The sequence below is a fragment of the Amycolatopsis nivea genome, assembly GCF_004522235.1.
Lineage (GTDB): Bacteria > Actinomycetota > Actinomycetes > Mycobacteriales > Pseudonocardiaceae > Amycolatopsis > Amycolatopsis nivea.
The window spans coordinates 264,316-277,513 of sequence record NZ_SDLT01000002.1 but is presented as its reverse complement, the minus strand read 5'-3'; the positions used below and the strand labels follow the sequence as shown (position 1 = coordinate 277,513).

Annotated in this window: 15 protein-coding genes and 2 pseudogenes; 11 read left to right on the top strand and 6 right to left on the bottom strand. The window is 69.6% G+C overall.

Annotated features, from left to right (window positions below; genetic code table 11):
* The first annotated feature begins 22 nt into the window (after positions 1–22).
* Genes EIZ44_RS03480 through EIZ44_RS03470 form a run of 3 tightly spaced genes read left to right on the top strand, consistent with a single transcriptional unit; the run spans position 23 to position 1,390 of the window.
* The gene (locus tag EIZ44_RS03480; RefSeq protein ID WP_037808919.1) at positions 23–349 is read left to right on the top strand and encodes a DMT family transporter; all 327 of its coding nucleotides are present in this window, start codon (positions 23–25) and stop codon (positions 347–349) included.
* Positions 346–906 carry a TetR/AcrR family transcriptional regulator gene (locus EIZ44_RS03475; RefSeq protein WP_009085017.1) on the top strand — a complete coding sequence of 187 codons (561 nt, stop codon included), beginning with the start codon at positions 346–348 and terminating at the stop codon, positions 904–906. The genes EIZ44_RS03480 and EIZ44_RS03475 overlap by 4 nt, the downstream gene beginning before the upstream one ends.
* A gap of 43 nt (positions 907–949) precedes the next feature.
* Complete coding sequence (locus EIZ44_RS03470) at positions 950–1,390, top strand: GNAT family N-acetyltransferase (RefSeq protein ID WP_134664299.1); 441 nt, start codon at positions 950–952, stop codon at positions 1,388–1,390.
* Here the strand turns inward: EIZ44_RS03470 and EIZ44_RS03465 are convergent.
* Both EIZ44_RS03465 and EIZ44_RS03460 read right to left on the bottom strand, forming a co-directional pair.
* The gene (locus tag EIZ44_RS03465) at positions 1,368–1,850 is read right to left on the bottom strand and encodes an NUDIX hydrolase (RefSeq protein WP_205673034.1); all 483 of its coding nucleotides are present in this window, start codon (positions 1,848–1,850) and stop codon (positions 1,368–1,370) included. The genes EIZ44_RS03470 and EIZ44_RS03465 overlap by 23 nt on opposite strands.
* Positions 1,851–1,873: 23 nt before the next feature.
* Positions 1,874–2,413: a YbhB/YbcL family Raf kinase inhibitor-like protein gene (locus tag EIZ44_RS03460; protein WP_134727701.1), complete on the bottom strand. Its 540-nt coding sequence runs from the start codon at positions 2,411–2,413 to the stop codon at positions 1,874–1,876.
* 162 nt (positions 2,414–2,575) lie between these two features.
* On the opposite strand from EIZ44_RS03460, the gene EIZ44_RS03455 reads away from it, so the two are divergent.
* The 7 genes from EIZ44_RS03455 (at position 2,576) to EIZ44_RS03425 (ending at position 9,408) form a co-directional block, all read left to right on the top strand.
* Positions 2,576–3,352: a DUF4097 family beta strand repeat-containing protein gene (locus EIZ44_RS03455; protein ID WP_134727700.1), complete on the top strand. Its 777-nt coding sequence runs from the start codon at positions 2,576–2,578 to the stop codon at positions 3,350–3,352.
* A 19-nt stretch (positions 3,353–3,371) separates the two neighbouring features.
* Positions 3,372–3,590 (top strand): hypothetical protein, encoded by a 219-nt coding sequence (locus tag EIZ44_RS03450; protein WP_037808913.1) that lies wholly within the window; start codon positions 3,372–3,374, stop codon positions 3,588–3,590.
* Positions 3,587–4,993 carry an alpha/beta hydrolase gene (locus tag EIZ44_RS03445; RefSeq protein ID WP_134727699.1) on the top strand — a complete coding sequence of 469 codons (1,407 nt, stop codon included), beginning with the start codon at positions 3,587–3,589 and terminating at the stop codon, positions 4,991–4,993. The genes EIZ44_RS03450 and EIZ44_RS03445 overlap by 4 nt, the downstream gene beginning before the upstream one ends.
* Positions 4,994–5,180: 187 nt before the next feature.
* Positions 5,181–7,046, top strand: coding sequence for a molecular chaperone DnaK (gene dnaK / locus EIZ44_RS03440; protein ID WP_037808908.1), 1,866 nt, complete (start codon positions 5,181–5,183; stop codon positions 7,044–7,046).
* Entirely contained in the window at positions 7,043–7,750 is a 708-nt protein-coding gene (gene grpE / locus EIZ44_RS03435) for a nucleotide exchange factor GrpE (RefSeq protein ID WP_037808905.1), read from the top strand. Before dnaK ends, grpE begins: the two co-directional genes overlap by 4 nt.
* Before the next feature lie 33 nt (positions 7,751–7,783).
* The gene (gene dnaJ, locus EIZ44_RS03430) at positions 7,784–8,968 is read left to right on the top strand and encodes a molecular chaperone DnaJ (protein ID WP_037808903.1); all 1,185 of its coding nucleotides are present in this window, start codon (positions 7,784–7,786) and stop codon (positions 8,966–8,968) included.
* Between the two features lie 5 nt (positions 8,969–8,973).
* The gene (locus EIZ44_RS03425) at positions 8,974–9,408 is read left to right on the top strand and encodes a heat shock protein transcriptional repressor HspR (protein WP_037808901.1); all 435 of its coding nucleotides are present in this window, start codon (positions 8,974–8,976) and stop codon (positions 9,406–9,408) included.
* A 42-nt stretch (positions 9,409–9,450) separates the two neighbouring features.
* Here the strand turns inward: EIZ44_RS03425 and EIZ44_RS03420 are convergent, their stop codons facing one another.
* Positions 9,451–10,023 (bottom strand): TetR family transcriptional regulator, encoded by a 573-nt coding sequence (locus EIZ44_RS03420; RefSeq protein ID WP_134727698.1) that lies wholly within the window; start codon positions 10,021–10,023, stop codon positions 9,451–9,453.
* A 100-nt stretch (positions 10,024–10,123) separates the two neighbouring features.
* On the opposite strand from EIZ44_RS03420, the gene EIZ44_RS03415 reads away from it, so the two are divergent.
* A complete protein-coding gene (locus EIZ44_RS03415) occupies positions 10,124–11,056 on the top strand; it encodes an SDR family oxidoreductase (protein WP_134727697.1) in 933 nt (310 codons plus the stop codon).
* On the opposite strand, the pseudogene EIZ44_RS03410 reads toward EIZ44_RS03415, so the two are convergent.
* From EIZ44_RS03410 to EIZ44_RS03400, 3 genes and pseudogenes are all read right to left on the bottom strand, one after another.
* A pseudogene (locus EIZ44_RS03410) lies at positions 11,053–11,750 on the bottom strand (response regulator). The gene EIZ44_RS03415 and the pseudogene EIZ44_RS03410 overlap by 4 nt on opposite strands.
* A gap of 70 nt (positions 11,751–11,820) precedes the next feature.
* Positions 11,821–12,036: pseudogene (locus tag EIZ44_RS03405) on the bottom strand (response regulator transcription factor); the annotation flags it as partial.
* Positions 12,029–13,072: a sensor histidine kinase gene (locus tag EIZ44_RS03400; protein WP_205673033.1), complete on the bottom strand. Its 1,044-nt coding sequence runs from the start codon at positions 13,070–13,072 to the stop codon at positions 12,029–12,031. The pseudogene EIZ44_RS03405 and the gene EIZ44_RS03400, both read right to left, overlap by 8 nt.
* Positions 13,073–13,198 lie beyond the last annotated feature (126 nt).

Below are 13,198 nucleotides of genomic sequence, written 5' to 3'. Positions count from 1 at the left end.
CGTTCAGGTACTTTGTTGAGCTATGGGTGCTTACTTGTACCTCGCTTTGGCCATCGCCGCAGAAGTGACCGCCACGATTTCGCTCAAACTCTCCGAGGGCTTTTCCAAGGTGACGCCGTCGATCCTGGTGGTCGTCGGGTACGGGCTGGCGTTCTTCGCGCTGTCGCGGGTGCTGAAGCTCGGGCTGCCGATCGGGGTGGCCTACGCGATCTGGGCCGCGGCGGGCGTGGCGCTGGTCGCGCTGGTCGGCGTGCTGTTTTTGAAGGAGCCGATCAACCTCGCGGTGATCTCCGGGCTGGTGCTCGTGGTCGGCGGGGTGGTGCTCATCGAGGTCGGGAGCCAATCGTGAAAATCCAGACCGACGGCCGCAAGGCGCGCGGCGAGAAGCGCCGGACGGAGATCATCGAGGCGACCCTGCGAGTGATCGAACGCGACGGCGTCGCCGGGGTCACGCACCGCACGGTCGCCGCTGAAGCGGGCGTGCCGACGACGTCCACGACCTATCACTTCTCCTCGCTGGACGACCTGCTCGTAGCGACGCTCATCTCGTGCGCGCGCGACATGGCGACCGAGGTGTACTGGATGATCGACCGCGCCCGGTCGCGCGGCAGCCGCGGTGCCGAAGAGGTGGCTGGCCTGCTCGCCGAGGCGCTCGGGCCGCGGCGGGGTCGCACGATGGCGGAGTACGAGCTGTACCTGCTGGCTGCGCGCAAACCCGAGCTGCGCCCGGCGGCGCGGCGGTGGCTGGATGTGTTGACGTCGATGGTCCGGCATGACGACGAGGTCGCGTTCCGGGTCTTTCTCGCGGGTATCGACGGGCTGCTGATCCAGGGGCTGATCGACGACGAGCCGCCGTCCGCGGAGGAGCTGCGTCCGGTGGTGGATTACCTGCTCAAACCCGCTTGAATTCGGTGGAATTTCCGGGACGCGGTCGGCTAGCTTGCCGGGCATGAGGGTCGTGGGTGAATACGAGGTCGACGACCGGCGGGAGCGGCTCGACCTCGACGTGCTGTGGGAATTCCTTTCCACCGAGGCCTATTGGGGCCGATGGCGGACGCGAGAACAGGTGGAAGCGGCGATCGCCGGATCGTGGCGGGTCGTCGGGGCCTACTCGCGCGCGGACGGACGGCAGGTCGGCTTCGCGCGAGCCTTCTCCGACGGAGTGACCTCGGCGTATCTCGGCGACGTGTTCGTGGTCGAGTCCGCCCGCGGAAGCGGATTGGGCAAGGAACTCGTGCGCGAGATGATCGACCACGGGCCGGGAGCAGGCTTCCGCTGGATGCTGCACACCGCGGACGCGCACGGGTTGTACCGGCAGTTCGGGTTCGAGGAGCACACGAAGGGCCGGTTCCTCGAACGCGAGGGGGTCAACCGGGAGTCGCTCCGGTAGGTCCATTGTGGACGGAGAGGGCGGCGGCCACGACGTCCCGGATCAAGGTGTCGCCGGGTGCGCAGTTCACCAGCAGCCGGTCCAGGTCTTCCTTGCCGAACCACGCGCTGTGCGGGTGCTTGTCCCATTCCAGGACCGGGCGGGCCAGGTCGCCCTCGACTTCTATCAGGTAGAAATCGCCGACCTCTTCGCCGTCGTCGAGCGGCCAGCGGTGGCGGCCGAGGTTCCGGACCACGCGGCGCAGCTGCCAGCCGGTTTCCTCGAAGACCTCGCGGGCGAGCGCTCCCAGCGTCGTCTCGCCCGGTTCGAGGTGGCCGCTCACGACGTCCCACGTGCTCGGATACCGCGGCCGGTCCGGGCTCCGGAACTGCACGAACGCGCGTCCGTCGGCGCCGAGGACCACTCCGCCCGCGGTGTCGGGCAGAGGTTGCGGAAAGACCACGCCGTCCGCAACCTCCACCGTCGGCTCTTCCACGGACGAACTCAGCCCTTGTTCTCGTAAACCGGCACCAACGTGGCCCGCCCGAGCGTGTGCCCGAACATGTTGAACCCGAGGAACGCGGGCGTAGCGTCCTCCGGCACCTCCAACGTCTCCACGTCCAGCGCGTGCACCACGAAGAAGTACCGGTGCGGCCCGTGTCCGGGAGGCGGCGCGGCGCCCAGGTACTGCCGAACCCCGCCGTCACCCTTAAGCGTGACCGCCGAATCGGGCAGCCCCGACCCAGCGGAGTCGCCCGCGCCAGCCTCCAGCGAAGTCACCGAAGCCGGGATGTTGAACACGGCCCAGTGCCAGAACCCGCTGGCAGTCGGGGCGTCCGGGTCGTACACCGTCACCGCGAAGCTGCGGGTGCCCTCCGGGAAGCCTTCCCACGCCAGCTGCGGCGAGCGGTCCTCGCCGCCGGCGCCGAAGATGCCCGACAGGTGCGGCTGGGCCAGGGTCTCGCCGTCGGCGATGTCCGTGCTGCGCAGCGTGAACGAGGGAACCGACGGCAGGTAGTCGTACGGATTGGGCGGCTGGGGCATGGGTTCCTCCTGATCAACGGGGCTCTCCGGCCGCCAGGTTAGGACCCTGGCCCTCCGGTCGCCGCCTCAGGGATGTTTCGGGGGGTTTACCGGATGTCCCCGGGGGCCCGCACCTTCTAACGTCTCTCCAGACAGCCGAGAGTGGTACTGAGGGGAACTGACATGGCACGCCCGCTTCTGGCAGTGGCCGGCATCGCGGTGATCGGCGTTGGGGTGGCGATCGGATTCGGCGGGTGGGGGTTCGGTTCCACGGTTTCGCGGGACGCGACGCTGACGCAGGAGATCCGCGTGGTGAAGCTGGAGAACGGCTCCGGCGACGTCCGCATCCGCACGGCTCCCGGCGCGGCTCGCGTGCACCAGACCCTTCGCTACCACTTCAGCGGCGCGCCCGGCGACGCTTACCGCGTCGAGGGCGACCAGCTCGTCATCGTCGACTGCGGCCGCAACTGCACCGCCGACATGGAGCTGATCGTCCCGCCCGGCATTCCGGTCACGGGCAACACCGACTCCGGCACGCTGGACTTCGCGGGCGTCGGCAGCGTCGACGTCACCGCCGATTCCGGGCAGGCACGGATGCAGGACGTTCCGGGGCTGGTCAAGCTCCAGCTGGACAGCGGTTCGACGGAACTGCACAACGTCGGCGAGGTGCGGGTGCACAGCCAGTCCGGCCGGATCGAGGGCGACGGCCTGCGCGGGCCGGTCGACGTCTCGGCGGGCAGCGGGCGGATCGAGCTCACGCTGACCCAGCCCAACAACGTCAAGGCGCAGGCCGACTCCGGCCGCGTCGAGGTGTCCGTGCCGCGCACCGGGTCCTACCAGGTCACCGGCAACAGCGAGAGCGGCCACCGCAGCATCGACATTCCGCAGAACTCAGGTCCGGACGCGAAGACGCTCGAGCTGAACACGGACAGCGGCAGCGTCACCGTCAAGGCCGTCTGAAGGGGAGAACAGACACATCATGCGCAAACTCGAAACGCGGCTGCTCGCCGCGGTGCTGGCGGGCGCGGTGGGGGCGTTCGCGATCACCGCGGCGGTCGGCCACTCGCCTGAACCGCAGGCCACCACGCCGGTCGCGGTGGTGGAAATCCCGGTGCAGCAAGGGGTCGTCCGGAACGCGGAGACAGTCGTGCTCCGCACCGCGGCCGACGACGGGACGGCGCGGGTGCGCCGGGCATGAACCTGGCCGCCGCCGTGCTGACCCTGCTTCCGCTGGTCAGCGCACCGACCCCGGCGTTGACCTGGACGCCGTGCAGTACCGAGCAGGAACCGACCGCGCAATGCAGTCAGGTCGAAGTGCCCATCGACCGCGCCCATCCGGAAACCGGCACGGCGCACATCCCGCTCACCCGACTGCCCGCGGCGGACCAGCAGCACCGGATCGGATCGCTGCTGGTCAATCCTGGCGGGCCGGGCGGGTCCGGGGTCGGCTTCGTGCGCTTCGGCGGACTCGACCCCAAGGTCATCGGCTCGGCGCGGAAACCGTTGCGGGACCGCTTCGACATCATCGGCTTCGACCCGCGCGGCGTGTGGTTCAGCGACCCGAAGATCAGCTGTGACCCGGCGAAGCTGCACGACCCGAAGATCGGTCTCTTCCCGGCCACCAAGCAGCAGTACGACGCCTTCGTCGCGCACAACCGTGCGGCCGGCGAGGACTGTCTCGCCAAGACCGGCCCGATGCTCGGGCACGTCGACACCCAAAGCGCCGCGGAGGACATCGACGCGATCCGCGGCGCGCTCGGCGAGCAGAAGATCTCCTGGCTCGGCGTCTCGTACGGCACCGAACTGGGCGCGGTCTACGCGTCGAAGCATCCGGACCGGGTGCGCACGATGGTGCTCGACGGCGCGATCGACCATGCCCGGCCGATGCGGCAGGCGATGGTCGAGGAGGCCGCTGCCACCGAGGACGCCTTGCGGCGGTTCGCCGGGTGGTGCGACCGTTCGACGGACTGCGCGCTGCATGGAAAGAACGCGCTCGCCCGCTACGACCACCTCGTCACCCACGGCGCGTACGCGAAAGCGTTGGGCCGCAAGGCAACCGGTGAGGAACTGGCTTCCGGCGCGTACGGATACCTCTATCTCCCCGCCGAGTGGCCCGAGCTGAGCCGCGCTCTGGCGGACCCGGACGCGAGCGCGCTCGCCCAGCACGCGTCGTTCGCGAGCGAGACCTACGGCGCGTACCGCTCGATCGGCTGCCAGGACTTCCCGTCGCCGTTCACCGGATTGGCGGACCTGCGCGCGACAGCCGGGGTGATCCGCGCGGTCGCCCCGCACAGCTGGCGCTACAGCGAGTACTGGGACCTCTCCGCGGGCTGCACCGGCTGGCCGCTTCCCGCGCTGAACCCGCCGCAGCCGCATCCGGTGCGCGGAGCCCCGCCGATCCTCGTCGTGGGCGGTGCGCACGACCCGGCGACGCCGTTGCCGTGGGCCCGCGGGCTCGCCGCGAGCATCGACGGTTCGGCGCTGCTCACGTACCTCGGCGACGGCCACACCGGGCTGCTCAACTCCGAGTGCGTGCGGCGGGCCGAGGCCAGGTACCTGGTGAGTGGCGTCACACCGCCGCGGGGCGAATTCTGCGGGTGAACCCGGGAACAAGACCGGGGGGTCCGCCGTTATCCTGATAGCAAGGTTGAGCGCGGTCGGCTCAAGTCTGGAAAACCGGGCCGTGCGCGAGACCTCGAGAACCTGCTAAGAAGGTACTCAAGAGTGCCTCGAAACCGCAGGTCACGAACATAGCAGCAACCCAGTCCAGAACACGAGAGGAAGCACCATGGCGCGAGCGGTCGGCATCGACCTCGGCACGACCAACTCGGTCGTCGCCGTCCTTGAGGGCGGCGAGCCGACGGTCATCGCCAACTCGGAAGGCTCCCGTACCACCCCGTCCATCGTCGCCTTCGCCAAGAACGGCGAAGTGCTCACCGGCCAGCCGGCGAAGAACCAGGCCGTCACGAACGTCGACCGCACGATCCGGTCCGTGAAGCGGCACATCGGCACCGACTGGAAGACCGAGATCGACGGCAAGGCCTACACGCCGCAGGAGATCAGCGCGCGCGTGCTGATGAAGCTCAAGCGCGACGCGGAGGCGTACCTGGGCGAGGAGATCACCGACGCGGTGATCACCGTCCCGGCCTACTTCGAGGACGCGCAGCGGCAGGCCACCAAGGAGGCCGGCCAGATCGCGGGCCTGAACGTGCTCCGGATCGTGAACGAGCCGACCGCGGCCGCGCTGGCCTACGGCCTGGACAAGGGCGAGAAGGAACAGACCATCCTGGTCTTCGACCTCGGCGGCGGCACGTTCGACGTGTCCCTGCTGGAGATCGGCGAGGGCGTCGTCGAGGTCCGCGCGACCTCCGGTGACAACCACCTCGGCGGCGACGACTGGGACGAGCGCATCGTCACCTGGCTGGTCGACAAGTTCAAGGCCGCCAACGGCATTGACCTGACCAAGGACAAGATGGCGCTGCAGCGCATCCGCGAGGCGGCCGAGAAGGCGAAGATCGAGCTGTCCAGCTCCAACTCCGCCAGCATCAACCTGCCCTACATCACGGTGGACGCGGACAAGAACCCGCTGTTCCTCGACGAGACGCTGTCGCGCGCCGAGTTCCAGAAGATCACCTCGGACCTGCTGGAGCGCACCCGTCAGCCGTTCAACAACGTCATCCGGGACGCGGGCATCGCGGTCGGCGACATCGACCACGTGGTCCTCGTCGGCGGTTCCACCCGCATGCCGGCGGTGTCCGAGCTGGTCAAGGAGCTGACCGGCGGCCGCGAGCCGAACAAGGGCGTGAACCCGGACGAGGTCGTCGCCGTGGGTGCCGCGCTGCAGGCGGGCGTGCTCAAGGGCGAGGTCAAGGACGTCCTGCTGCTCGACGTGACCCCGCTGTCGCTGGGCATCGAGACCAAGGGCGGCGTCTTCACCAAGCTGATCGAGCGCAACACCACGATCCCGACCAAGCGGTCCGAGATCTTCTCGACGGCGGACGACAACCAGCCGTCGGTGCAGATCCAGGTGTTCCAGGGCGAGCGCGAAATCGCCGCGGCGAACAAGAAGCTCGGCATGTTCGAGCTGACCGGTCTCCCGCCGGCCCCGCGCGGCGTGCCGCAGATCGAGGTCACCTTCGACATCGACGCCAACGGCATCGTGCACGTGACCGCGAAGGACCTCGGCACGAACAAGGAGCAGTCGATGACGATCACCGGCGGCTCCGCGCTGCCGAAGGACGACATCGAGCGCATGGTCAAGGACGCCGAGGCGCACGCCGAGGAAGACAAGAAGCGCCGCGAGGAAGCGGAGACCCGCAACCAGGCGGAGACGCTGGTCTACCAGACCGAGAAGTTCGTCAAGGACAACGACGACAAGCTGCCCGAGGACCTCAAGGGCAAGGTCAAGACCGCGATCGACGAGGCGAACGAGGCGCTCAAGGGCACCGACTCGGCCAAGATCCGCGAGTCCATCGAGAAGCTGAACACCGCTTCGCAGGAGATGGGCAGCGCGCTGTACGCGAACGCGGGCGCGGCCGGCGCCGAGGGCGCTCCGGGTGCTGAGGGCGCGGCCGGTGCCGCGGGCGACGCTCCGAAGTCGAAGGCGGACGACGTGGTCGACGCCGAGATCGTGGAAGAGGACGAGAAGAAGTGACCCCCCGCCACTCCGAGACCGAGGGCACTGGCCCCGAGGAACCGGTAGTCGTGCGGGATCGGCGACGGGTGGACCCGCAGACCGGCGAGGTCCGCCCGCCCGCCGCGGAGGAGACTCCGGCCGGTGAGGAGCCCGCGCAGCACGCGGGCCCCTCGCTGGGCGATTCCGTGGACGAAGCGGTTTCGGCCACCTCGGATGTCGAAAAGCAACTGTCCGAGCGCACTGCCGACCTGCAGCGTTTGCAGGCGGAGTACGCGAACTACCGCAAGCGGGTCGACCGCGACCGCGAGGCCGTGGTGCAGAGCGCGAAGGCGTCCGTGGTCGGCGATCTGCTGCCGCTGCTGGACGACCTCCAGCGTGCGGAGCAGCACGGCGACCTCACCGGCGCGTTCAAGGCGGTGGCCGACAAGCTGGTCTCCAGCCTGGAGCGGTCCGGCCTGGAAGCGTTCGGGGCCGAGGGCGAAGAGTTCGACCCGAGCATCCACGAGGCCGTGCAGCACACGACGTCCCCGGACGTGAAGGGCCCGACGGTCACCCTGGTGATGCGTCGCGGCTACCGCTTCGGCGAGCGGGTGCTGCGCGCGGCTCTGGTCGGCGTGACCGACCACGAGCCCGGCGAAGCCCCGGCGGGGCAGCCGGTCGATCCGCCGGTCGGCGGCGAACTGCCGCTCGACGGTTCGGTCGATGAGTCCGGCCAGCAGTAACAATCGGTTTGCAGCGAAAGGAGGAGACACCCGATGAGTGCTCGGGAGTGGATCGGCAAGGACTTCTACAAAGAGCTGGGTGTCTCCTCCGACGCGACCGCGGACGAGATCAAGAAGGCCTACCGCAAGCTGGCCAAGGAAAACCACCCGGACGCCAACGCGGGCAACACCGCGGCCGAGAACAAGTTCAAGGCCGTGTCCGAGGCGTACGGCGTGCTGTCCGACCCGGCCAAGCGCAAGGAGTATGACGAGGCGCGCACGCTCTTCGGCTCCGGCGGCGCGGGCGGATTCGGCGGCTTCCCCGGTGGCGGCGGCGCCGGCGGGTTCGACATGAGCGACCTGTTCAACCAGGCGGGCGCGCAGGGTCAGCAGGGCGGTTTCGGCGGGCTCGGCGACATCCTGGGCGGCATTTTCGGCCGCGGCCGGGGCGGGGCCGCCGGTGCCACGGCGAACCGGCCGCAGCGCGGCGCGGACGTCGAGACCGACGTGCGGATCGATTTCCTCGAGTCGGTCAAGGGCGCGACGCTGCCGTTGCGGCTGTCGAGCCCGGCCACCTGTTCCACCTGCGGCGGCAACGGCGCGAAGCCGGGCACCTCGCCGCGGGTCTGCCCGACCTGCAGCGGGTCCGGGCTGGTCAGCCGGAGCCAGGGCGCGTTCGCGTTCTCCGAGCCGTGCCAGGACTGCCGCGGCCGGGGCAAGATCATCGACGACCCGTGCCCGGAGTGCGGCGGCGAGGGCGTCAGCACCCGCACCCGCACGCTCACCGTGCGCATCCCGCCGGGCGTGAAGGACGACCAGCGGATCCGGCTGGCTGGCCAGGGCGAACCCGGCCGGGGCGGCGCGCAGGCGGGCGATCTGTACGTGCGCGTGCACGTGGCCCCGCACAAGCTGTTCGGGCGCAAGGACCTCAACCTCACGCTCACTGTGCCGGTGGACTTCACCGAACTCGCGCTGGGCACCACGGTCACGGTGCCGACGCTCGAAGGCAAGGTGTCGCTCAAGGTGCCCGCGGGTACCGCGAGCGGACGAGTGTTGCGAGTGCGCGGAAAGGGCATTCAGAAGCGGGACGGCGCGCAGGGCGACCTGCTGGTCACCCTGGAGGCGGCGGTCCCGGCGAAGCTCGACGACGCGGCGCGGTCGGCACTTGAGGCCTACGCCGAGGCGATGAAGGGCCACGATCCGCGGCCTGAGATCACCGAGTTGCTCGAAGGCAGGTGAGGGTGATGTTCGGCGGTAATCCGGGACTCCCGCACGGCGCGGACGAGGACACCCCGGTGTTCGTGATTTCGGTGGCGGCCCAGCTTTCCGGGCTGCACGCGCAGACGCTGCGCTCCTACGACCGGCACGGCCTGGTCTCGCCGGGCCGAACTGCGGGCGGCGGACGGCGTTACTCGCTGCGCGACATCGCCCTGCTGCGCGAGGTCCAGCGCCTCTCGCAGGAGGACGGGGTCAACCTGTCCGGGATCAAGCGCATCATCGAACTGGAGAACCAGGTCGACGCGCTGCAGTCCCGGGTGCACGAGCTGACCGAAGAACTCGCCGCCGCGTACGCGGCCGCCGAACAAGCCGCCGCCGCGGTGCACGCGTCCTATCGCAAGGATTTGGTGCCGCTGCGGCAAACCACCTCGCTGGTGGTCTGGAAACCCAAGCGCCGCTGAGCATTTCTTCACGGCCCTCCCGCCTGGTGCGGGAGGGCCGTTTTACTGTCCTGAGTGGACTTCCGCGAGCGTGTGCAGGTCAGCGAACGCCTCCGCCAGATAGTCGTCGAGACTCCGTGAGGGATCGCTGATCCACGCCTGCGTGGCGTGATGGAACGTCGCCCATCCGGCATGTGCCGCCAGCCGCGCCAGCCGGTCTTCGACTCCGCGCTGCCGCAAGGCTTCCGCGAGTGCTTCTGCGATGGTCGCCGCCTTGGCGAGATTGCGTTCGCGCAGCGTCGGCGTCGCGGCGATCAAATCGCGGCGCGGTTCGGCGAACGGCAGGTTGCGCTCCATGATCTGCCCGGCCTTCGTGAAGGCGCGCAGCAGGATTTCCAGCGGCGCAAGGCCTTCTGGGGCATTGGCGACCGACTGGGTGAGGTCCTCGCGCAGGTCGGCTTCGCCGTCGAAGAGGACCTCGCGTTTGTCTGGGAAGTGCCGGAAGAACGTGCGCTCGGTGACGCCTGCCCGGGCGGCGATCTCCGCGGTGGTCGTCTTGTCGAACCCGTTTTCCCGGTACAGCTCCAGCGCCGCCTGTTTGAGGCGGCTGCGCGCTTCTGCTCCGCTCCGTGGCACGCCCCGAGCCTACCCGGCTTTTACGGCAGTGACTGACGCCACATTGCGTCAGTCACTGTCGCTACGCGTAGAGTCAGTGACTGACACTAAGGAGCCTTTCATGCATGTCTTCGTCACGGGCGGCTCGGGCCAGACCGGTCCCGCCGTCGTCGCCGAGCTGGTCCGGGCCGGACACTCGGTCACCGGGCTGGCTCGTTCGGACGCCTCCGCCGCGCGGCTGGAATCGCTCGGCGCGACACCGCACCGGGGGTCGCTCGACGACCTCGACAGCCTGCGCCGGGGTGCCGAAGCCGCCGACGGCGTGCTGCACATGGCCCAGGGCGGCAGCTACGCCGATCCCGACGACCTCATCCGCCGCGACTGCGAGGCGATCGACGCGTTGGGCCAGGCCCTGGTCGGCACCGGCAAACCGTTCGTCAGCACGTCGGGCACGCTGGTGCTGAAGGCCGACCAGATCAGCACCGAACTCGACCCGGCCGATCCGAACTCGGTCGCCTACTTCCGCATCCCCGGCGAGCAAACGTGTCTCGGATTCGCCGACCGTGGCGTCCGGGCCAGTGTCGTGCGGCTCGCGCCGACTGTGCACGGACCGCGCGACCACGGCTTCATCCCGGCGCTCATCGCGGGTGCGCGTCGAGCAGGCGTTTCGGCGTACATCGGCGATGGCACGAACCGCTGGCCCGCCGTCCATCGCGAGGACGCGGCGGTGCTTTTCCGGCTGGCGCTGGAGAAAGCGCCTGCCGGGAGCATGTTGCACGGGGTCGGGGAAACCGTCGAGATCAAGAGCGTCGCGGAGAAGATCGCGCAGTTGCTGGACATCCCCACGACGTCCTTGACTCTCGAAGAAGCCGTCGAACACCTCGGCAACCCGTTCCTGGCAAGGTTCTTCTCGCTCGACGTGCCCGCCTCCAGCGCGCACACCCAGGAGTTGCTGGGCTGGACACCGAACCACGCGACGTTGCTGGAAGACCTGGAGACCGGCGACTACTTCACCCCGGAGGCCAGCGACCGCGCCGAGGCGGTGTGGCGCTAGTTCCGGGCGCGCACCAACCCGGATTCGTACGCCACGATCACCAGCTGCGCGCGGTCCCGGGCATCGAGTTTCGCCAGCAGCCGTCCGACGTAGGTCTTCACCGTCGCCATCGACAGCTGCATCCGCTCCGTAATCTCCACATTGGACAGTCCGCTTGCCACCAGCGTCAGCACCTCGCGTTCCCGCGGGGCCAAGGCAGCGACGTCCGCGCGCGGCGGGGCGTCCGGGATCCGCGCGAACTGCGCCACCAGCCGCCGGGTGATGGACGGGCCGAGCAACGCGTCCCCGGCGGCCACCACGCGCACCGCCGCGCACAAGTCGGCCGGCCGGGTGTCCTTGAGCAGGAAGCCGGTCGCTCCGGCGCGGAGTGCGGCGAAGACGTGCTCGTCCAGGTCGAACATGGTCAACACCAGCACCCGCACGTCCGGCGCGCNAACATGGTCAACACCAGCACCCGCACGTCCGGCGCGCGCTCGCCGATCAGCCGGGTCGCTTCGATGCCGTCCATCACCGGCATCCGGACGTCCATCAGCACGACGTCGGGTTCTTCTGTCACCGCCAGCTCGACGGCCTCGGCCCCGGTCGCGGCCTCGCCGATCACGGTGAAGTCCGGCTCGCTGTCGAGCAGCAGCCGGAAACTGCCGCGCAGCAAGGCTTGGTCGTCGGCGACGACGACCCGGATCTGGTCACTCATCGGCGCACCGCAGCGTGGCGGCGACGCGTTCGCGCATGCCGGTCAGTCCGTGCCCGAGTCGCAGCTCGCCGATCAGCCGGGTCGCTTCGATGCCGTCCATCACCGGCATCCGGACGTCCATCAGCACCACGTCGGGCTCTTCCGTCACCGCCAGCTCGACAGCCTCGGCCCCGGTCGCGGCTTCGCCGATTACGGTGAAGTCCGGTTCGCTGTCGAGCAGCAGCCGGAAACTGCCGCGCAGCAAGGCTTGGTCGTCCGCGACGACGACCCGGATTTGGTCATTCATCGGCGCACCGCAGCGTGGCGGCGACGCGGAACCCGCCGTCCGGGCCGGGGCCGGCGGCCAGTTCACCGCAGTAGAGGGCGACGCGTTCGCGCATGCCGGTCAGTCCGTGCCCGAGCCGCAGTTCGCCGATCGGGGCCGTGCCGTCGTCGGTGACCTGGATCCGGATCTCCTCCGCGGCGACCGCCACGACCACCCGGCACCGGGCCGGCGCGGCATGCTTCACGACGTTCGTCACCGCTTCCTGCACGATCCGGTACGCGGCCAGCGCGACCGGTTCCGGCACCTCCGCGGTACCGAGGACGGACAACTCGACGTCGACCCCGGCTTGCCGCGCGCGTTCGGCGAGCTGCGGCAACGCGGCGAGCGGATCGGCCGGGGTTTCGTCGGTCTCGTCGCGCAGCACCTGCAGCAACCGCCGCATCTCGCCGAGCGCCGCGCGGCTGGTCTGCTCGATCACCCGCAACGCGTCGCGCGCTTCCTCCGGGCGGCTGTCCGCGACGTGGTTGGCGACCCCGGCCTTCACCGCGATCAAGCCCATCCCGTGGGTGACGACGTCGTGCAGTTCGCGTGCGATCCGGACGCGTTCGTCGACCAGGATCCGGTGTTCGCGTTGCCGTTCCTGCCGCGCCGTTTGCGCGCGCCGGGACCGCACCGCTTCGGCAAGCCCCCAGGTGAGCAACGCCAGCGGGACCCCGAACGCGTACCACCACTGCCCCACGACCGCGGTAGCCGCCGACATCGCCGCGACCCCGCCCGCGGCTGGCAAAGTCCGCGGCGGACGTACGAGGTACAGCACGGCGGCCGCACCGACGAACGGATCCCACAGCAGCTCGAAAGCCCCGGCAGCCGCGGAAACGACCACGGTGCCGATCAACAGCGGAACCGGAGCCCGCCGCCGCAGCAGGACCGCGGCGGCGATGAGCGTCGCGATCACCGCGGACACGGGCAGCCGCCAGGGCTCCTCGCCGATCAGCAGGTTTCCGGCAAGCCCCACGTCCACGACGAGCAGGCCGGCCGCCAGCGCGACGTCGCTCACTCGCAGAGGGGACATAGTCTGCCGATCGTTGCTGATCCGGCCGCCGCCACGGCCGAATGACTTCGCTGCGAAGGTTACGTGCCGCTTCAGGGTCGGCCTGCTTTCGGTCGGATGGGCAACCCCACG